This window comes from Streptomyces sp. NBC_00019, from assembly GCF_045041015.1.
Taxonomy (GTDB): domain Bacteria; phylum Actinomycetota; class Actinomycetes; order Streptomycetales; family Streptomycetaceae; genus Streptomyces.
This window is the reverse complement of record NZ_CP108303.1, coordinates 181276-203129: the sequence shown is the minus strand read 5'-3', so window position 1 is coordinate 203129 and position 21854 is coordinate 181276. Positions and strand designations below refer to the sequence as shown.

Sequence of the window (21854 nt, the reverse complement as noted above, 5' to 3'; positions counted from 1 at the left end):
AACGGCGGTTCCCACATTACGATGGAGTGATACGTGTGAGCCAACCACCCGTGTGTGCCCTGCGGCACGGGGTCGTTCGACTGTACGGAGAGTGCGCATGCCACGGCCGGAGGACTGGAGCGCGCTGGGGATGCACGGCGACCCCACACCTGGCGATCCGACCATCATGGCGAGCTTCCAGTCAGCTCTGCACGACACCGAGGAACTGGGCAACGAGATCACCAGCGGCCTGAACCGCATCCTCGACAAGTCGGGCACGGGCAACGGCTTCATCGGCAAGGCCTCGGAGGCCCTGCGCGAGAAGATCGACGGGCACCTCAAGCAGTTCATCGACGCCATCGGCCAGTCCTTCGGTCTCGCGGCGGACGCGACCTCGGTCTACAAGGCCGCGGTCGAGGAGGCCCAGGCGAAGACGGAACACGCGCTGAACGCCGCTCAGGGGCTGACGAAGGACGACCCGCAGCTGGCCGGCCTCAAGGCCCAGGCACATGCCGCACAGGACGAATACAACGACGCCGTCAGGACGTACCAGCACAGGCTCACGGAAGCCGAGCACCTGATCCGTCAGCCGCTCAGCGGCTGGCAGCTGTTCCTCAATGCCATAGGCGTCCTGGAGATCATCCTGGCCATCCTGGGCGCGATCTTCGGCGGCTGGCTCGGCCTGCTCGCCTTCGGCCTCGGCATGGTCATCTTCATCGGCACACTCGTCGAGTTCGTCGAGGGCAAGGCGGGCGTCCTGGACGTCGTGCTCGCCTTCGTCGGCATCCTCTTCCCCTCCACCAAGGGCCTCAACGTCGGCGCGCTGGCCAAGGGTGTGTTCAACGCGCTGAAGAACCTGCCCAAGTCGCTCTCCGCGGGTATGACCAATCTGGGCGGCAGCCTGGGCCACATCCTCACCAGCGGCATCACCTTCAGGGGCATCTACAGCGGGGTGACGGCGCTGCCCGGGCTGGTCCTGCGTGGGCTGAACGGCCTGGCCGACCTGGCCATGAAGGGTGTCAAGATCACCGCCGCCGGCCTGAAGATGCTGGCCCAGACCTTCCGCACCGACTTCCAGGTCGCCACCGCCGGCATCAGCACCACGTTCGGCAAGGTGGCCGTCTATCCCATCAGCTTCGGCGGACGCTTCCTGCTCGGCGCCGTGCTGCCGGTGGACTTCTTCGAACTCGGTGTCGGCCTCAAGGGCGCCTTCAGGATGGGCTTCGGCACCCGGCTGCTGACCCCCACCGCCCACCTGTCACAGGCGGCCCTCGGCGGTGCCCTGCACGTCGGCGCTCTGACCGGGGGACATGGCGGACTCAGTGGGCTGCCGACCGGTGCCTCCTTCGACGGCCTCGGTCATGGCGGCCTGCAGGGCTTCGGCCCAGGCGGGTTCCAGGGTCTGAACACCGGAATCGATTCCCAGCTGGGCGGCCTGCACGGCATCACCCTCGGAACCGACATCGGCGGCATGAACAGCGGCCTCACGTCCCTGCATTCGCTGGACGGGGGTGCCCAACCCGGCTCCGTCGGCAACGTGATGGCGAACGCCGGCGGTCTGGACGCCGTCGACCACCTGGCCGCCTTCGACCTCTCCACCGGCTTCCAGCGCACCGCCGGCGGACTGCTGGAGCCGCTGCCCACCCACCTGGGCGGGACGAACCTCGCCGGCGCGCACAGCTTCTCCGACCTCGGCTCCAACGGCCTGCACACCCTGCGGGGCGACTTGACGGCCTCCGGCTCCGGCCTGCACACGTCGTTCAGCGACGCCCTGTCCTCGGTGCGCGTCGCGACCGGCCACGTCGAGGACTTCCACGCGCTGGGCATCCCCGAGCTGCGCAGCATCGTGGACGGCGACATCTCCCACATCCGCATGACGCAAGACGGCATCAGCATGCAGGTCGGCGCCCAGAACGGCGCGCCGACCACGCTGCACGTCGACTACCGCGGCTCGGGCCTCACCAACGGCGAGGGCAAGCAGGTCGTCGTCGCCCCCGAGGCGCACGAGGCCATCGGCACGGCCGACATCATGGCGGCCCACGGAGCCGCCCACGGCCTTCAGACGCCTCCTCCCGCGGCGGCGGGCCACGTCACCCCTGACGTCAAGACCGGTGCGGCGCCCACGACTTCGGTCACGGCCGACGTCAAGGCGGGTTCGGCTTCGGTCGCCCCTGACGTCAAGACGGGTGCGGTGGTCTCGTCGCCCACCGCCGACGTTAAGGCGGGTTCCGCGGGCACCGCTTCGGTCACCGCCGACGTCAAGGCCGGTTCGGTGGGCACCGCGTCCAGCGGTGGTATCAGGACCGGCAGCGCGACCGGGCAGTCCGTCGGCGGCGGCGCCATGACGGCCGTACGCGATCTCGACGGCCTCTCCGGCGGCACCAAGGGGCTGGATTCCCCGGAGCGGCTGGCCGAGGAACCCGCGCCCCCCTCGGTCACCGCACAGGGCGACCACCTCGGGGTGTCGGCCCGCGAGGACCTCGACCTGCTCGGTCAGCGTGAAGGTACCGGCGACACCGCCGGCGCGGCCGCCACGCCCCATGTCGCGACCGGACCCGAGGCACACCTGACCGGTGCCGACCGCGCGCTGGACGACGGCTCGGGCGCGGTCGTGATCGGCGAGCACGTCGCCCTGCGTCCGACCCCCACCCCGGCTCCGAAGCCGCGCCCGCACGCAGCCGATGGCAAGCCGGCGCCGATGAGCAAGTTCGAGGCGGTGACCGGCGGCGTCACCGGCAAGACCGGCCAGGAGCGGCTGGCCACCTGGGACGACTACGAGCTGGCGAGCGTCAAACTCGCCGGCGCCAAGCGGGAACTCGACCTGGCGGGCGGGAAGGTCGACCAGCCCTCCGAGACCGTCGACCAGGCCGCCGCCAAGCTCGACGTACAGGGAGCCGAGGCCGCCCTGGACATCGCCAAGGGCAAGATGTCCCGGCTCGGTATGGACGCCGAAACGATCAACGGTCACCTCGACGCACTGGGCATACCCGGACCGCGTCCGAGCCGTGTGTCCGACACCCCGTCCGGGCACGGGACGGAGGCGGCCGGCAAGGCCGGAGCGGACGGGACGGGCTCCGGCACGAAGACCGGCGCCGGCGCTGTTCCCGCCGCCGTCGGGAAGTCCCTGCCGTTCTCGCCGGGGGAGATCGAACGGTTCTGGAGGCTGGACGGGGAACGCGTCGACGCGCTGTTCGGCGGCCCGCACGATCCGCTGAGCGGTGACCGCCGGGAGTTGTGGCGGGAGTTCACACAGGCGCGTTACGACGTGGGCCGGCTCGAGGGGCAGACGCGGGGCGATCAGCCGCACGCCGGCGGATCGAGCGGGCCGAGCGCACACGAGCTGAAACTCCAGCAGGAGCTGTCCGCGGCCAAGGCGAACCTCGACGACCTGGAGCGTCAGCTGGGCGAACTGGGCGTCGACGGCGCGCACATGGACCGGCAGCTCTGGGATCTGCACAGCCAGGGCCTGAAGGAGCGGCCGCGTCTGGACGGTGCCGGTGTGCAGGGATCGATGTCGTCGCATGCGGCGGGGGCGATGCCGAAGCTGGACGACCTGATGACGGAGCACCAGGCGGCCGTGAAGGCCATGCCGAAGGCCGAGTCGAAGGCGGGCCAGGCTCAGGAGTCGTACGACGCGAAGGCCGCCAAGCTCAAGCTCCAGCGGGAGAAACTCGCTCAGCTGCCGGAGGGCACCAATGAGCGTGCGCTGCGGAAGGCGGAGAAGGACGTCGAGAAGGCCCAGGCCGATGTGGCCAAGGTCAAGCCGGGCCTCGACGCTGCTCTGACCGAGCTGAAGAAGGCTCAGAGCGCCCTGCAGAAGGCCGCGGACGACCTGGCCGCCGGCGTGGATCTCCATGTGGCCGCTCGTGACTTCACACAGCGGGATGTGCACCGATATGTCGAGAAGTTCACCGGCGACGGATATCTCGACCTCGCGGGTGTGTTGCGCACACATGCGGAGGAGCTCAGCCGTCCCATGCGGGCCGAGCTGGAGCGGGGTGGTCCGGTCCGCTGGGACCAGATCGCGCTGACGGGCCAGGACGTGAAGCTCCACGCCGAGCAGGTGCTGGCGCAGGCCAAGAACTTGGAGGGGCTGCTCGGGCCGGTGACGAAGTCGGGTCACATGGACTTCGTCGAGGTGAAGGTGACCTCGGAGCTCAAGAATGCCGCGCGGGGGCTGGGAGAGTCGGCGGACAGCCTCGGGTCGATGCTGGAGAAGGGGTTCATCAAGGACGCGGCTTCGGTGGGCGGCGTGTACGGGCTGCGCGCGGAGCACGGGCCGCTGTCCTTCACGGCGGGCAAGCTCGCGCAGCGGGTGAACCATGCGCTCGAGAACGCGTCGCCGGGTGACGTGGTGCGTGTCGAGGGTGTCTTCAACACGGAGAAGGCCGTCGCCGACTTCCATGAACTGGGGCAGGTGGTGCGGAAGTTCCGTTCGGACAAGGCGTACGAGGACGTCCCGAACGGGACGCAGTGGAAGACCGTGCTGCCGGGCCAGGAAGAGGACTGGAAGAAGCTGTTCGGCAGCCTGGACAAGCTGGAGCCCGAGCAGCAGAAGAAGTTCGTACGCGATCTTTCCCAGAGGAACCTGGAGAAGCTGGAGTCCGATGTCGGGGACCTGCTCAAGCAGCATCCCGGTCGGGAACAGGATTTCCGCAGGCTGCTGAAGGACCTGAAGGGTCTGGACTATCGGATCAAGCACGCGACGCCCGCCTATCACGCGATCGCGAACAGCGGTCTGATGTCCTCGCAGGGCGACCTGGCACGTCGGGATGTGAAGTTCCTGGCGTCCGGGAAGAGTTCGGCGAAGAACACGTCGAATCTCGGCAACGACGATTTCGTGTTCTTCCGGATGGATGTCGGCGATGCGCCGATGGCGACCCGTTACGGGCCGACCACGCTGGTCTTCGACGCGAAGGTCCTGAAGGAGCACGGGGGCTGGGTCTCCCTGCACGACCAGCTGCACCCGTTGGACCGTCCGGCGATGCAGAAGCTCGAGGTGAAGCAGACGGCAGCGCCGGGAGCCGACCCGACGTCCAAGGTTTTCCGCAGCGCGCAGTACGACCCCGGTTTCCAGAAGGTCGGCGAGCATGCGCAGTGGACGTACAAGTATCCGCAGAACGGCGATCTGACGCGGACGGTCAGCTTCGAGAAGGAGGTGTTCCACGGCGAGCACGTGACGGACGCTCTCGCGCTGTCGGTGGTGCGCGAGGTCATTCTCATGGGCTCCGAATACACCGAGCTCGCGCTGAAGATGTCGGCGGATGATCTCGGCCGGTTGGTGTCGAAACTGTTCCGTCCCGAGGCGAAGTTCGGTTCGGGTCTTCCGATCACGCCGAAGGCCGTGGACGGGCTTGCGCAGGGAGAGCGGAACCTTCTGGGTGTCGGCCCGGAGCCCTTGCATGTTCACGATCCGGACGGCGATGGCCGTTACTTCCCCGATGGGACGATGGACCCGATCGGGCGGTGGGCCGGAAAGCACTCCGATGCGGCGGAGGACGCGTTCCGGTCGGCCGAGCACGGTGTGCAGGACAACAACACCGTGAAAATCGACACGTATGTGAAGGAAGCGAAGGCTTCCATTGAGCAGTCCATCGAGCTGACGGAGAAGTGGAAGCTCGAGACCCCGGAACGCAAGGACCTGATCGAAAGACTCCTCGGGCAACGGAAGGAACTCCTCGGGAAGATCGAGGACCTTCAGGACAACTGGAAGTCGCAGGTCGAGGAAGTCCACGGCGACAAGTCCGCGAAGGGGGAGGCCGCCAAGCCGAAGGGCGGGAATCCCAAGGGCGGTGCCGTTAAGGCACCCAGGCCGCCGCAGGCTTCCGGCGCGAAGGTCTCCGGAAAGCCCAAGGCGCCGGCTGGGCATGCCGGTGTGCCGCCGATGTCCGGCGACGCGCAGGTGAAGGCGGTGGACGCGCAGGTGAAGGCGGCGCCGGGGACGGGTGAGAGCCGTCCGGCCGCCGACACGAAGTTGCCCGAGCCGGCGCGCTCCGGGTCGGTGGTTGCGGAGCCGAAGGTCTCGGGAGCCGAGGCTTCGACGTCCGGGGTTTCGGAGCCGAAGGGCTCCGGAGCTGAGGTCTCGATGTCCGGGGTCTCCGGGCCCAAGGCGTCCGCGTCCGTGGTTCAGAAGGCCGATGTCTCCGCTGGGCATGTGCTGCCGGAGCGCCCAGTGGTGACGGAAACCCATGGCGTGCCTGGGGCGCATCACATCCCTGAGCCGCAGCACATGGCTGAGGTGCATGCCGCGCCCGACGTGACCGCGACGGGTTCCAAGGCCGCGGCGTCGGATGCCGGACCCGGCCGGGTCGAGCAGTCGGCGGGCGTGAAGGGCGAGCGTCGGCCCGACATGTTGGACCCCGCCGTCTTCAAGCAGCAGACGTCGACGCTGATGGGTGTTCGGCCCTGGTCGGACATCCGGTACCTTGACGAGCTGCTGCACGAGTACCAGGCCGTTCCGGAACCGGACTTCGCGCAGCGCGTGAAGGTGCTGCGGGAACTGGAGTCGAAGGCCCAGCGGTATCTGGCGGGTGAGCCGGATCCGCAGCGGGTTCCCGGGGTGGAACTGCTGGCGGTCCAGGTCGGCTTCGAGATGGACTCCCTGGCGCACGCGGTTCGCGGTGTCGAGCCGTCGAGGACGGAACGGCTGACGGCGGGTGAGATCGCGCGTCTTTGGGATGAGGACGCCAAGCGGGTCGACGCGTTGTTCGGTGGTCCGCAGCATCCGTTGTACGACGAGCGGGTGGCGGCGTGGGGCAAGCTCACGCAGGCGCGCTACGACGTGGGCCGGATCCAGGACCAGATGAGGGGCGAGCAGCCGCATGCCGGTGGGTCGAGCGGGCCGAGCGCGCACGACGTGAAGGTTCAGCAGGACCTGTCCGCCGCGCAGGCCGATCTCGACGCGGCGAAGCAGGACCTGGTGAGACTCGGTCTTGATCCCGGCCGGGTCGACCGGGACCTGTCGGCCCTCTATGGCCAGAGCCTGAAGGAGCGTCCGCGCGCGGTCGCCGGCGGGCATCAGCCGGCCCCGCACCCCGCGGGCGAGCCGCATGTCTTGGACAACCTGCTGACCGAGCACATCAAGGCGACGGGCCAGGTGCCGTCGGCAAAGGTGCGCCTGGAGGACGCCACCGTCGCGCGGGACAGTGCGCTGGCCAAGTCGCAGACCGCCAAGGAGAAGTTCGAGACCCTCAAGGCTGAGTACGACCAGCTCGCCGAGCCGACCAAGCAGCAGACCAGGCAGTACCAGAAAGTGCAGAAGGAAGCCGATTCGGAGAAGAAGAACTACCTGGCACAGCAAGCCAAGTTCGACGCGAAGCAGGTCGAGCTGGACGCGGCCGAGGCGAAGGTGTCGCAGGCCTGGCGTGCGCTGGACGGCGCCGTGGACGACCTCATCACCGCGGGCACGCATTCCCAGCAGGAACTGAGCCGCCTCGTCGACACGTTCGCCGGCGCGGCCGACGTCGAGCACGCCGTTCGTCTGCAACAGCACGCCCGCGCACTCGACATCAGGGCACGCGGCGGGCTCGACGGCCCCGACCCGCGCCCGGACCAGGTCCTGTGGACCGGCAAGGACATCGAGGACCAGGCGAAGCAGATACGTGTCCAGGCCGCGAAGCTGGAAGGAGAACTGGCGGGCAACGGCAAGGCGACGCCGGCGGAGGTCCAGGTCCATGTCGACCAGCTGCGTGTGTCCGTCGGCACACTCGACGGGATGCTCGACGGGTTCATCACGGACGCCGCGCCGCACGGCGGTGTCTACGCCCTGCGCAACACCCACGGACCTCTGGCCCTCGCGGCCGGTCACCTCGTCGGGCTCGCGGACGACGCCATCAAGAAGGCCGGTCCGGACACGGCGGTACGGCTCACGGAACCCTTCAACACGTACAAGGCGGCCGAAGGCCTGCGCAACGGGGCCACGCACTGGCTCCGCGAGTTCCGCACGGGCAAGGCGTACGCCGACGTCCCGACGGGAACGCAGTGGCAGGCGGTGCTGCCCGGCAGCGAGGGCCAGTGGAAGGCGGTCCTCGGCGACATCGACAAGCTGATGTCCCGGCAGCCGACGCCCGCACACGATCTCTCGCAAGCCGAACTGAAGAGCCTGCGCGAGGAGACCGCGCAGAAGGAGGCGTTCGTCCAGAACCTGTCGCAGCAGAACATCGGGAATCTGCGCCAGGAGATCGACACCCTCATCGAGAACATGCCGCCCGAACGGCAGGACGCCTTCCGCGCCTTGAAGCAGCAGCTGCTGGAGCTGCCGTACCGCGTCAAACACGCCACACCGGCCTACCACGCCATCGCCAACAGCGGTGTGATGTCGTCCCAGGGCGACCTGGCCCGCCGGAACGTGAAACACCTCGCCTCCGGCAAGAGCTCGGTCAACAACACCACCAATCTCGGCAACGACGACTTCGTCTTCTTCCGCATGGAGGTCGGAGACGGGGCCATGGCCAGTCGCTACGGACCGACCACCCTCGTCTTCGACGCCAAGGTGCTCGAAGAGCACGGCGGCTGGGTGTCGCTCCACGACCAGCTTCATCCGCTGGACCGGCAGACGATGCGGGAACTGTCCCTGAACGAAAAGATGGCGCCGACCCAGGGACCCGGGACGAAGGTCTTCCGGACCGGGCAGTACGACGAGGGCTTCACGGACATCGGCAAGCGGGCCCAGTGGACCCACACCTATCCCCAGAACAGCGGCGCCACCCGTACCGTCACCTTCGAGCGGGAGGTCTTCCACGGGAAGGACGTGGTGGAGGCTCTCGCACTGTCGGTCATCCGTGAGGTGGACAGCATCGGCGGCGCCTTCCCGGCCCATGTCCTCGGACTCGACATGGACGGGCTGGGCAAGGTCGTCTCCCAGCTCTTCCGGCCCGAGGCCAAGTTCGGCTCCGGGCTGCCCATCACCCCGATGAACGCGGCGATCCAGCACGGGATGCCGCAACCCCTGCGCGTCGTCAACCAGCACGGTGACGGGCGCTACTTCCCCGACGGCACCATCGACCCCGTGGCGCGCGCCGCCGGCAAGCAGCACGACCTGGCGTCGGACGCGCTGCGCCAGGCCGACAACAGCAAGGCGACCGGCCATGACGGCAAGGCCAAGGACCACCTGAAGGACGCGAAGGCGCACGCTCAGCAGTCGGTCGACCTGACGAAGAAGTTCCAGGAGGGCTCGACGGGCGAACGGCAGGAGCTGGCGACCAAGCTGCTCGAAGAGCGGCAGGAGCTCTTCAAGCAGATCGATACCAAGCTGACGAACTGGCAGAGCCCGGACCAAGGACCCGCTGCGAAGGGTTCCGGCCCCAAGACTGCCGCCCCCAAGACAGCCGGGCCGAAAACCGCCGGACCCAAGGCATCCGGGTCCAAGACGCCCGCCGTCCAGAGTCTCGGAGGCACGCTGCCCGATGCCGAGGGCACACGTCTGCACACCGCGCTCTCCTCGGTCTTCGGGGACAAGACCACGCACGAGCAGGTGTCGGTGGCCCGGGGCCTGGTCGAGCACGGCGACCTCAGCGCACCGACCGAGGCGGGGAAGACCTTCGGCCTCAGCAAGCGGGCCTACGACAAGGTGTCCAAGGAACTGGAGGGCAAGGGCCTCGTCCGACGGGTGAACGCAGGGCTGCTCCTGACCGAACAGGGCGGCCATCTCCTCCTGCCGCCCGGAGCCCGCCCGGAACCGAGCACCCACGGCACTGCACCCACACCGGGTCACACCGGCTCACCCGCGACCCGCGACGCTGACACGTCGCCTCCAGACGGCGGCGCGCCGCAAGAGGCTCACGCCTCCACCACTCCCGACGCCCACACACCGCCACCCAAGCCTTCAGGGAGCCAGGCCGCCGAGCCCAAGGCTGTCGGGTCCCAGGTCTCCCAGGCTCTTGAACCTCACGTCTCCGCGGCTCCCGAGCCGAAGCCCGCGACGGTCTTTGACTCTGCGGATTCGAAGGCCCCCGAGCCCGAGGCTGCGAAGACCCCCGAGCCACCCCGGTCGCCGTCCCGGGACGATCTCGCCGTACCCCCCGTGCGCGGAGCCGAGGCGGCCGGTGCGGGTGGACGCGACATGCTGGACCCGGTCGGGTTCAAGAAGCACACCGTGAACCCGACCGGGATCCGGTCCCGGTCTCGTATCCATGTCTTCGACGAGCTGTTGCGGGACTATCAGGCCACCGCGGAGTCCCAGATCGCCGAGCGGACCGGGATTCTGCGCCAACTTGCCCAGGAGGCCCGCCAATACCTGGACAACGCGCCCAATCCCAGGCGCGCCCCCGGCGTCGAGCGGCTGCTCGCTCAGGTCGAGGGGGAGATCAACGCGCTGTCGGCGAACACCGGTTCGACGGTCGGCCGTTCCGGTCTCGACGTGCCCTGGGCGGGGCAGTACGCCGAGGTCGAGAGGGTGCTCGGTCCTGCGGGCGCGCCGCTCCGGGAGGCGTGGGCCGAGTTGACCCAGGCGCGGCAAGTCCTCGGCGACGCACGGAAGGTGGGTCGCGAACCCGGCGCTGCCAGTACGTCGCAGGGCGTGAGCGCGCTCGATGTCGAGTTCAGAAGGCGGGTCGAGTCGGCGCAGGCGGACTTCGACAGCGCCTTCCACAAGGTCCAGGCGCTCGGTGTGGAGCCGAAGGAGATCGAGGGGCTGTTGGGGCGTCTCGATCAGGACGCCGTCGTCGGGCGAGGGGCGACTGTGGGTGCGGGGCCGCTGGAGGACCTGCCCGAGTCGGTTCCCGTCTCGACGGACATGGTCAGGCTGAGCGATTCGGGTGTCGCCAGTGACAACGGCCTCAGCATCCGTGCCGCCAGGGAAGCCGACGGCACGATCAGTCATCAGGTGTTCGGCCTGTCCGGGCAGCCCGTGCCGGATCGGACAGTCACCGCCCTGGAGGGCGGCAATTACCGCGTCCACGACACCCGTTCCGGTGTCGCGACCACCTACAACGGCAGTGGTGTCCGCATCGCCGACGAGATCCCGCTCACCGGAGGTCACGGCCTGCCGGACGGTCTGAAGCTGCACATCGACCTCGACGGACGAGGCCGCCCCGAGGATGTCCGTGTCGTCGGTGACGCGGACGCCGACCGCTTCTCGGCCACCCTGTCCGAGTCCGATCACACGGTGCGCGTCACCGACCACCACTCCGGTGGCGTCACGCACGTCGACGCCCAGGGCCACCGCCTCGACGACACACTCCACGGCACCGACAGCGGCGAGAAGAAGCGCGGCATGGCGCCGAAGGGCAAAACCTCGCCGGAGACGCAAGAGGCCAAGGAGGCCAAGAAGTCACAGCACACGAAGGTCCTCGACTCGCACCTCGTGCCGTCCCGCCTCGACGTGCCGGAACCACTTTCGGCCACCCGCCCGCAACCGTCCGGGACCGGTGGGAAGGTTGCGGAGACCCCTCCCTCTCCGCAGCCGGTCCCGGCCCCCGGGTCGCCGTTGCCGCCTCCCGCCCGTATGACCGTCGGTGGCCAGATCGGCGGGGCCGACCGTGTGCTGCCGTCCCAGGAGGCCGCCACCGCCGTCACCCGGGACCTCGTTGCGCGCTTCGACGGCGTGCTCACCCCGGCCCAGCGCGACACGCTCCGCGCCGACCTGCAGGCACAGCTCAGCCGGGAGGTCTGGCCGTCGCTGTCGGCCATGACCCGCGGTGAGACCCGCACCCTCACCATGGACGTGGCCGGCTTCAGCGGCGACATCACGGTCCGGGCCGAGGTGACGAAGGCGGAGACGGCCGGCGCCTTCAAGAGCCTGGAGTTCGAGGACGGCAGTGAATCCCTCGTCCGCGACGGCTTCCAGCGCGAGACACGGTCGGTCGTCACCGCCGGTGCGCTCGTGAAGGGCAAGGCCGCCGCACAGACCGAGCTGACGGGACACCTGTCCTCGAACTGGTTCCGTTCCGAATCGCACCGCATGACCTCCAGCGGGCGCCTGTTCAGCCGTACCAAGACCCCGGAGCCGGCGCTGAGGCTCGACGTCGAGGTCCGGCTGGAGTTCGACTTCTCCGCGGTCGGCGGCACCTTCGGCAGGCACCTCACCCCGGACACCGCCGACGGGGCGCGCGCCGGCCGGGTCGAGGTGTCGGCGAAGGTGCCCGTGGCCGCCGCCGAGGGGGACGTCAGCCCGCCGTCCGCGATGCGGCACTACCTGCCGCCGGCGCGTATCGAGCAGACCCTCGCGCTGGGCGGCATGGACACCGTCCGCGATCTGTTCCTCGTCGACGCCGACGGGGAACGGGTTTCCGGCACCCTGCACAAGGCCCTGCTCGGCAGGTCCGAGGACCCCCACTCGCTGGAGTCGTACGGCACACGGGCCTTCGGCGACCGCTGGCACGAGGTCCGGGAGCTGGTCCTCGACCGCATCGGCTCCCTGGACTCCCTGCAGTACCGGCTCAAGGGAATGACGGCGGGCGAGGCGCTGGAGATCGACCTCGGTCCGGACGCGGGCAGCCTGCTGGTCACCGCCGAGGTGACGGCGATGAAGCACCTGCGCAACACCGACAAGACCGAGTTCAACACCGGCTCGGACGTCACCCGGGTCTACACCCACACGCGGAGCTCCGAGCACGGGGTGCGGGCGACGATGCAGGTACAGAGCGCCGACCTGCACGCCGGGCCGACCACGGTCACCGGAGTCGGGCACGGCGAGTTCGACCGCGAGGGCGCCCTGACCGTCCAGGAGTCGGTCCGGACCGGTACCGCGGTCAAGATGAAGGTGCCCGGCGCCGTCTTCGACGGCGTGGCCACGCTCTCCTTCGTCCACCGCGCCGACCCCCTCGGCGCCCCGATGCCGATACCGGCATCGGCATCGGCATCGGCATCGGCATCGGCATCGGGTCACGGTGCCACGTCCGCCACGGGCGCCGACAGCGCGCGCCCGGCGACGGACAACCCGCCCGGCGGACGGGCCCGACTCGGCTTCCAGGTCCTGGTGGACGGCGCGGACGCCCGCCCGGTCGCCGAGCCGGGCGCCTTCTCCGCCGCCACCCGGCCCCAGGGCCCGCGCCGGATGGCGGCCCCCGCCCTCCAGGAGGGCGACCACGCCTGGCGGCCCTCGGCCGGGGTGTGGGACGGGATGCCGTCCCACACTGTCGTCCTCGACGTCCTCTCCGGCGAGGAACGCGCCCTGGGCGCCCCGCAGTCGCCCCGGCTGGCCGATCTCGTGGACGGCGTCGGCCGCGACTACTTCGGTGCCGACTGGGCCGGTGTACGCCCGGCCGCGCACGACATAGCCACCCGTGAGCAACTCGCGGCGACGCTGCCCCAGATCACCCGGGGCACCACCGCCCGCAGCACCCCGCTGCCCATGCCGCTGCGCTCCAACGCACAGTTCAGTCTGACCGGGCGGCTGGAGTCGCTGGAGTACGTGCGGACCCTGGACGCCGCCGAGCTCAACCTGCTCAGCGACGTCGCGGACGAACGGGGCGGCCGGCTGGGCTCGGCCTTCAGCCACGGCCAGTTGGCGCAGGGCGGCGTACAACCGGAACTCGGCAGCGGCTTCACCCTCGCCGTGCACGCCCCCGGTGGCGGTATCGCGCACCGGTACCGCACCGGCAGCGGGGTGTCCGGCGGCCACAGCAGCGTGGCCGGTGCCAAATTCCCCGAGCCGATGGCGGTGTACATCGCCACGGCCGGGGTCGACGCCCACGTCGGACGTGTCGGGGAGACGGCGGCGCACGGCGGCGGGACCGACGTGCGCTTCGTCGTGGCCATCCCGAAGAGCCACACTCAGCGGTACGAGGTCACACAGGAAGGCGCGGGCACACAGGTCTTCCACCGTCCGGCCTCCGTCGCGCCCGCGCCCGCCGCGCCCGCCGCCCGGACCGACCTCACCGTCCAGCCCCCGCTCCGGGTGTCCGACGCCGGACGGATCGGCAACGGCGACGTCGTGGTCGAACTGCCCGGCGACAGCGTCGTCAAGGAGCTGAGGCAGCAGCTCTCCGGCACGTTCGGGGAACGCTGGGACCAGGTCGAGGGCGAGGTGGGCCAGTTCTTCGACTCGATCGCGCTGCAGCCCAGGACCGCCGGACTCACCTCGGGCGACACCTGGGGCGGTACCTTCCGCGCTGGTCCGGTGACCGCAGACATCCGCATCACCGCGGCCGACGCCAGGATGACCGAGTACCTGCGGGTCGAGAAGGACTTCGAGTTCGAACAGGGCACGGAGTCCGCCACCTCCGCGGCCGTACAGAAGGACGCACACCTACGGCGCACCCTGTGGGAGCGTGCCGGGTTCAAGGCCCCGCACGTCTCGTTCACCCTCGGCCACGTGCACCACAAGGAGTCCGTCGACGGCCACGGCGTCGACGTCCGCGGCGGTGTCGTCGCCAAAAACAAGACCGTCGAACCGGCGGCCCTGTTCAAGGGCGAGGTGACCTACACAGTTCAGGTGAAGGTGTCCCACACGCTGCCGGGCCGCGGCGGCGAGCGGACGTTCACCGTCACCAACGACGGGCAGTTCGCCTTCCCGGTCCGTGACCTGCCCGCCGACCCCGCGACCGGCGCGGCCCACCGGCCCGACCAGTACTACCGGGTTCCCGCCCGCATCGCCGACTCGCTGCGCCTCGGCGCCGAGGACGTCGTGCTCGACACCCACCCGGCGCGAGGGAACCGCGGACCGGGCGCGGACGGGCCCGCCGCCACCCTGGTGGAGGACGTGTTGCGCCAGTTGGACGCGACGGGACCGAGGGTGTTCGGCTCCGCCGGCAACTGGCGGGTGGCACGGGCGAAGCTCATGGAACGGCTGCCCGCGTCGGAGTTCCAGCGCCGACTCAGGCCGATGATGTCCGGACAGCCCTGGGTGGTCCGGGTGAACGGCCGTGAGCTGGCCATCCGCGCCAGCGTGAAGGAGATGACCCACACCGCCAACACCAAGGCGACCGAGTTCAATTCGGCCACCTTGGACATCGCGGGCGGCGCACGTACGGAGACCGGTCCGAACGGGCCGCAGATCACCTCCGACGGAACCAACGTGACCGTCGTCGGCACCTCCGATCCGATCGGCGCCTCGCCGGCCGAGGTCTTCGGCGGCGGCACCCTGGCTCACACCACCCAGTCCGAGCACCTCGCCGACTTCTCCTCCGGCATCCGCTCCGCCACCGGGACCAAGACCAAGGCTCCCGGCAGCGTCTTCGACGGTGTGGCCCGACTGCACTTCGAGTTCCGCGACCGCTGGCGGCCCTTGGGGCGGGGCGTCGACACCCACGTACCGAAGGAAGCCGTCGACGAGCAGATCCGCTTCAAGGAACTGCGCCAAAAGGTCGTCGACCTCGAGAAGCAGCTCGACGACGCCCCGGGGGCCGGCCGTCCGCAGAGCGCGGTCGATGACCTGCAGACGCGGCTCGACCAGGCGAAGGCGGACTTCGAGAAGGCGCTGTCGGACCAGAGTGTGCGCATCCGGACGGCGGTCGGGGACAAGCGGACCGGCCACGGGCCGCTCGGCTTCTCGCCGATGACCAAGAGGGCCTTCGGCGTGCGGGTGCGCAGCGTCGGCGAGGCCGAGATCGGCTTCCAGGCCCTGCTGCAGAGCGCCGACGCCGTCAAGGTCTCCGGCCCCGACCAGGCACGCTTCGCAGCTCCCGAGCCGGGCGTCGCACGACCGCAGCCCCCGAGGCGGCCGGGCGGGGAACCACCGAAGGCCGAGGTGCCCAGGCCGCCGGAGTCGTTGTTGACCGATGGCATGTCCGACGGACAGCTCGTGCGCGACCTGCCCGACGTCCAGTCCCTGCGCGGTCTGCTCGACAACGAGGGCGGCCAGGTGTTCGGCGGCGCCTGGTCGGACGTCACCCGTGCCGGCAGGCGGCGGAGCGAACTGGTCATGGGCGAGTTCACCAAGGACCGTCTGATGGCCGCGCTCCCGCAGTTGACCCGCGGGGGCGAGCTGAGGTGCGAGTTGTTCCGGGTGAACGGCCGTGAGGCGTGGGTGTCGGCCAAGGCGGAGATGGTCGACCTGACGCACGCCCGTCCCGAGCCCGGGGCCGAGGTGGCCCTGGCCGGCGAGAAGTTCTACGTGTTCAGCCGACGCGGCCTGCATTCGCGGCAGTTCTTCCTGCTGGGGCAGGTCGGTGCGATCACCAGCGCCCTGGAGAACAAGCTGGGGGCGGCGCTGACCTTCGGCGGCGGTTTCCGGCGACGGACCCGCGGCGATCAGGTCACGGGCGGCCGTACCTTCACCAACGCCAAGATCCCGACGCCGCTCGAACACTACGACGGCCACGTCAAGTTCACGTTCACCTTCCACCACGGCAGTACGGACACCGAGGTCGCGGGCGTCGTCCCGATCGGCGTCTCGGTGCCGTCGTCGCAGATCACCGAACACGTCCTGGTCGAGCAGGGCCATGTCTTCACCCGGCCGGGGACTCCCGGCCACGCGGACCACGTGCCGACCACCATCGGCACCGGGAACGCGGACACGTCCGTCCATGAGGACACGTCCGTCCATGAGGACCCGTCCGTCCGTGCGGACCCGTCCGCGCACACCGACGTCCACACCGGCGCCGGTCCGATCGACAAGGGCAAGCAGCGTGCCGAAACGCCGGTGGACGAACACGAGGCGATCGACGCGGGTGCGGCGCTCACCGACGCCCGGCGTCTGCGGGCGGAGGCCGAGCGGGCCTTGCGCGAGATGACCGAGCGGCACACCACCGGTGTGGGAGGCGCCGACGACGGCCATGGCATCCGGCGCGCCCTCGCCGAGGAACGGCTCGAGCGGGCCAGAGCGGCCGAGACCCTGGCCGAGGCCCACTGGTCCGAGGTGACGGGCGGGAGGCCGCTTCCGTTCGCCCGCAGTCGCGAGGGATCCGGACCCGGACTCGGCGGCGGTGCGCCGCACTGGTCGCGGTCGCCGAAAAGCGGCAGGGGCGGCGCCTCCGCGAGTGCCCTGCCGTCAGCCCCCGAAGGCTTCGTGGTCTCCGTGGACCGCATTCCGTCGGCGAGCCACGTCGTCTTCGACACCGAGGACGCAGAGGGCTACGCGTTGGTCCCCAGCGGCCCGGACCTGAGGGTGGCGCACTGGCTGAGCGACCCGGCGTCCGCCCACGGCCGGCCCGCGGACCAGGCCACCGGCAAGGAGGCCTACGAGGGGGACATCGCCGCGGAACAGGAACTGCTGACCAAGGCCCTGGCCGCCGCCGAGGACACGCCTCAGCTGAGGAACGTGCTTCAGCGGCAGGTGAGGTCCTTCCAAGAGGACGTCCGGCTGTTCCGCGCCCTCGAGGAGCGGACGGTGCTGCAGAAGCTGGAGCCCGCGCAGCTCGTGGCGGTCGTACTGGCCGAACGGCGGGCTCTGCGCACCCTGTCGTCCGACTGGGACATGCTGACCGACAACCTGCTGCAGGGCAGGAAGGCATGGCGTTGGGCCCGGTCCTATCCGTTCGACGAGCAGAACATCGACCGGTTCGTCCAGCGAGTGCGGCGGCATCTGCTGGAGGACCTCTCGCTGACGGTCAACATGGACCTCGGCACACGGGTGGGTGACGGAACGCTGCTGGACACGATGACCGGGGACGAGCGGCTGCTGCGCAACGTGTGGGAGGTCGTCCCCGGCTACACGCGGTACTTCGAGCGGCGCGGTGCCGCCGAGGAGACGATGGGATACCCCGCGAGCGTCAAACGGACCACCCATGCCTCCGGTGTCTACCGCCCCCGGCCCGGTCAGGACGCAGGGGAGGAGTCCTTCGCACCGACCCCCGCGGACCGCGCGGACCTGCCGAACTACGCCGCGCTCACCTCGCGGTACCGGCCGCGCGGCCTGACTCTGTACGGAAACGCGGTCTTCCACCTCAAACACGACCTGATACGGCGGGCCACGTTCACACCCGGGGACAGCTTCAGCCCCGGACGTCAGGGCGCCCGCGGCATCACCGGCTCGGGCAACATGCTGCCGCTGCTGAACCACGGCCCCGACCGTCTGGTCCGGCTCGCCTTCGCCGAGGCGACCGACTTCCGCTACGACGATGAGTTCCGGCTGTTGCGGGACACAGGGGAACTGGAGCACCGACTCGTCGGGTTCTTCGAGGCCCAGCTCCATGGCGGGGTGAGCTGGACGGACGTGGAGCGGGTCGTCCTCGTACGGGAAGGCGGTACGCCGGCGCACGAGCAGAAGCTCCGGCTCGAGCGGTTCGCCCATGACCGGGGCCTCGGGTTCACCGTGGAGATACATGAGCCCGGACGGGATGGCACACTTGTGTCAGCACACACCGTGGCGACCGAACCGGTCGACGTGTTCGCAGCGCACACCTCACCGACAGGGTCGACACCTGCCCGGGGTATGGTCGCGGACGGAACACATGTCACTGTCGAGGAGAGGGCCGTGCTGGTCAGGACACCCGAGCCGTCCGGTCCGGTACACCCGGCACCGGTCGCGGCATTCGAGGCCGTCCGGCAGCGGTTCCCGGACCCGCTCGTCCACACCGGGCGCTGGACCATGTGGGGCCGCGACGGGGACACACCTCACACATCCGCGTACGCGATCGAGAACGCCGCGCTCGGGCTGAGGGGCGTCTTCGTCCCCCCTGCCGTGGACGGGGATCTCGGAACCTGGCACTGGCTGCTGCCCGGTGAGACCCGGCCGGTGGCCGTCACGCCCCTGACGCTGCCGACGTCGGCGACACCGAACAGCGCCACTCAGACACCTGCGCGGATCGCCACCGAGGCGGCCGCCCCCGTCGTAGCGGCGCTCGACGCCGCGCCCTGGAGCACCGGTCTGCACTGGCGCGCCGACGACGACGAGCTCTACGTCTTCGGCCCCGCCGGACCCGAGCGCCCGGCCGCCGTGTTCGCCGGCGGTCTGCGTCCCGCGGGCAACGAGCTGGTCCACGTAGCGGCCCATGTGAGCGAGCCGGACGGGCCCGGCAGCGGCTGGCTCACAGCCACCCGGAAGATCGGCTGGCTGCGCGAGCGGGCCGCTGCCGGGGCCACCGAGCTGCTGGACCGGTACGGCTGGCGGTACGACGTCTCCGCCCCCGGCGGAGTCGACGTCGACGAGACACTCGATCTGGCCGTTCCGCACCCCGGACGCGCGGAGGTGCTCTACCCGGGCGGGGTGGACAGCCGGTACATCCGTGGCGCGCAGCGTCTGCAAGGAGGCCGCCCGGTCGGCCCTTATCTGCCCCATCCCGGGTTCGTCGAGCCCGGCGTCCACTCCACACCGACCGAGGGGACCGCAGGATGAGTCCCGCCATCCATCACGTACGGCCGAACGCGCGCCGCGGCGCGTTCCGCACCATCGGCGACGCGGTGCGCGCGGCGGACCACCAGGACGAGATCCGCATCGCCCCCGGCGAGTACGCGGAGCGGTTGCTGATCATCCGCGAGGTGACGCTCGTCGCCGAGGAGGGCCCCGGCACGGTACGGCTGACGGCGGTCACCCCGGGACTGCCGGCGCTGGAACTGTTCGCGTCCGCTTCCCTGAACGGCCTCACCGTGCTGAGCGCGGACCCGTCCCGGCCCCTGGTGCTGGTCACCGCGGGCACCGCCGAACTCCAGGACTGCGACATCGCGGGCGGCCGGGTCGAGGTCGTCCGGTCGTCCTCGCTGCGCCTCACCCGCAGCGTGGTCCGGGAGGCCGCCCTGGCCGGGGTGCACGCCGACACCACCGGAACGGTGTGGCTGACCCACACCCTCGTCACGGACGTAGAGGGCACCGGCGTCGTCGTGTCCGGTGCCGCGACCGCGCACCTGACGGATTCCACGGTGCGCTCGGTCAGCGGCTCCGGTGTCCGGGTCCGGGGCGAGGCCACGGCCGTGCTCCAGCGCTGCGCGGTCGACGGGCCGGGCCGTAACGGGCTGCTCGTGGAGGAGCGGGCGGCCGTGGTCCTGGCCGAGTGCCGGCTCAAGGACGCGGCGGCCGAGGCGGTACGGGTGCTGGGTTCCTCGCCCCGCGCCGAGGACGACGGCAGAGGCGGTGTGCGCATCAGCGGTGGCGAGGTGACGGGCGCCGGCGCCGCCGGGATTCTCGCCGCCGGTACCGGGGACGTCCTGGTGTCGATGTGTGCCGTCCGGGACAGCGGCGCGGCGGGCGTCTCGGCCGACGGCAGCGCGCGGCTGGAGCTGGTCGACTGCCGGATCAACGACTCCCGTGCCTCCGGAGTGGTCGTGCGCGGGTCCGCCCGGGCGGTCGTCGCCGACACCACCGTGCGGGGCGCTCAGGGCAACGGCATTCTGGTCGGCGAGCGGGCCGAGGTACAGGTCACCGGCGGAACCGTGCGGGAATCGGCCTTCAGCGCCGTCCATGTGGCCGGCGAGGCCAGTGCCCGGCTGACCGCCCTGCGGGTGGAGGACACCCCGGAGCACGGCATCGGGGTCACCGAGCGCGCCCGACTGACCCTGGAGGACTGCCGGGTGACCGGCTGCGGGCTGTCGGGCCTGCATCTGGACGGATACGCGGCGGTCACCGTGGACGGCCTGCGGGTACGCCGCGGCCGCAACGGCATCACCGCCCACTCGCAGGGCGAGGTCAGGGTCCAGGACGCCCGCGTCGTCGACGTCGAGCGTGCCGGACTCACCTGCGGCCCCGCCACCACCCCGGAGTTCACCGACTGCCGGATCGGCGGAGCAGGCACCGCCGGTGTCGTCGTCGACGAGAAGGCGGCACCGACGCTGCGCGACTGTGTGGTGTCCGGCACCGCGGGCTCCGGGCTCGTGGTGGCCCGCGACGGCGACCCGACGGCGGTGCGCGTCACCGTCAAGGACACCGGGAAGAACGGCCTGTTCATCGGCGAGGGCGGCAGGGGACGATACGAGGACTGCGTGCTGTCGGCCACCACGTATCCGGCCGTCCATGTCGCCGGCGAGGCCCGGCCGGTGTTGCGCAACCTGCTGGTGACGGACACCGACGAGGACCTCAGCCTGGACGAGGGCGCCGAACCCGAGGTGGACGGCTGTGCCTCACGGGACGTCAAGAAGCCGGTGTGGCCCGCCTCCGGCACGTCCGCGTCCGCGCCCTTCGCCGGCGCGCAGACCGCGGTCGCGGGCCCGCAGCCGCCAGTGGCCACCACAGCGAAGCAGGACGGCGGATCCGGCGACGGCGTGGAGGAGGTGCCCGAGGAGAGCCTGGAGGACCTGCTCGCCGAACTGGACGTGCTCGTCGGCCTGGAGCGGGTCAAGCACGATGTGGCGTCGCTGGTGAAGCTCATGCAGATGGTCCGGCGCCGCGAGGAGGCCGGGCTGGCGGCTCCTCCGCTCAGCCGGCACCTGGTCTTCGCCGGCAACCCCGGCACCGGCAAGACGACGGTGGCCCGGCTCTATGGCCGCATCCTCGCGGCGGTCGGCCTCCTCTCCCGCGGACACCTCGTCGAGGCGGACCGGTCCTCCCTGGTCGGCGAGTACGTCGGCCACACCGGGCCGAAGACCCAGCGGGTCTTCGAGGAGGCGATGGGCGGGGTGCTGTTCATCGACGAGGCGTACTCGCTGACCCCCGCCGCCGGCTCCAACGACTTCGGGCACGAGGCCATCGCCACCCTGGTGAAGCTGATGGAGGACCACCGGGACTCGGTGGTGGTCATCGTCGCCGGCTACCCCGAGGAGATGGAGCACTTCATCGACTCCAACCCGGGCCTGGCCTCCCGTTTCAGCCGCACCCTGCTCTTCGAGGACTACGACACCCCGGAGCTGGTGAGCATCGTCGAGCATCACGCCGAACGCCACCAGTACGGGCTGACGGACTCCGCCCGCGAGGCGCTCGGCGCGTACTTCGAGGCGACGCCCCGCGGCGAGCGGTTCGGCAACGGCCGTACCGCCCGCCAGACCTTCCAGGCCATGACCGAACGCCAGGCGTACCGGGTGGCGGAGTTGACGGCTCCCGGCGAGACGGACCTGATCACTCTGCGCCCGCAGGACCTCCCCGAGTGGCCCTGACACGTCGGCACCGCCCCTGTCCGTCCACGACTTCT

2 protein-coding genes are annotated in these 21854 nt (G+C 70.4%); both read left to right on the top strand.

Annotated elements, in window-relative coordinates; genetic code table 11:
• Positions 1-97 precede the first annotated feature (97 nt).
• Positions 98-19135, top strand: coding sequence for a hypothetical protein (locus OHU89_RS53535; protein ID WP_331737557.1), 19038 nt, complete (start codon positions 98-100; stop codon positions 19133-19135).
• Positions 19132-21819 carry a right-handed parallel beta-helix repeat-containing protein gene (locus OHU89_RS53530; RefSeq protein ID WP_331737556.1) on the top strand — a complete coding sequence of 896 codons (2688 nt, stop codon included), beginning with the start codon at positions 19132-19134 and terminating at the stop codon, positions 21817-21819. The genes OHU89_RS53535 and OHU89_RS53530 overlap by 4 nt, the downstream gene beginning before the upstream one ends.
• The last annotated feature ends 35 nt before the right edge of the window (positions 21820-21854 follow it).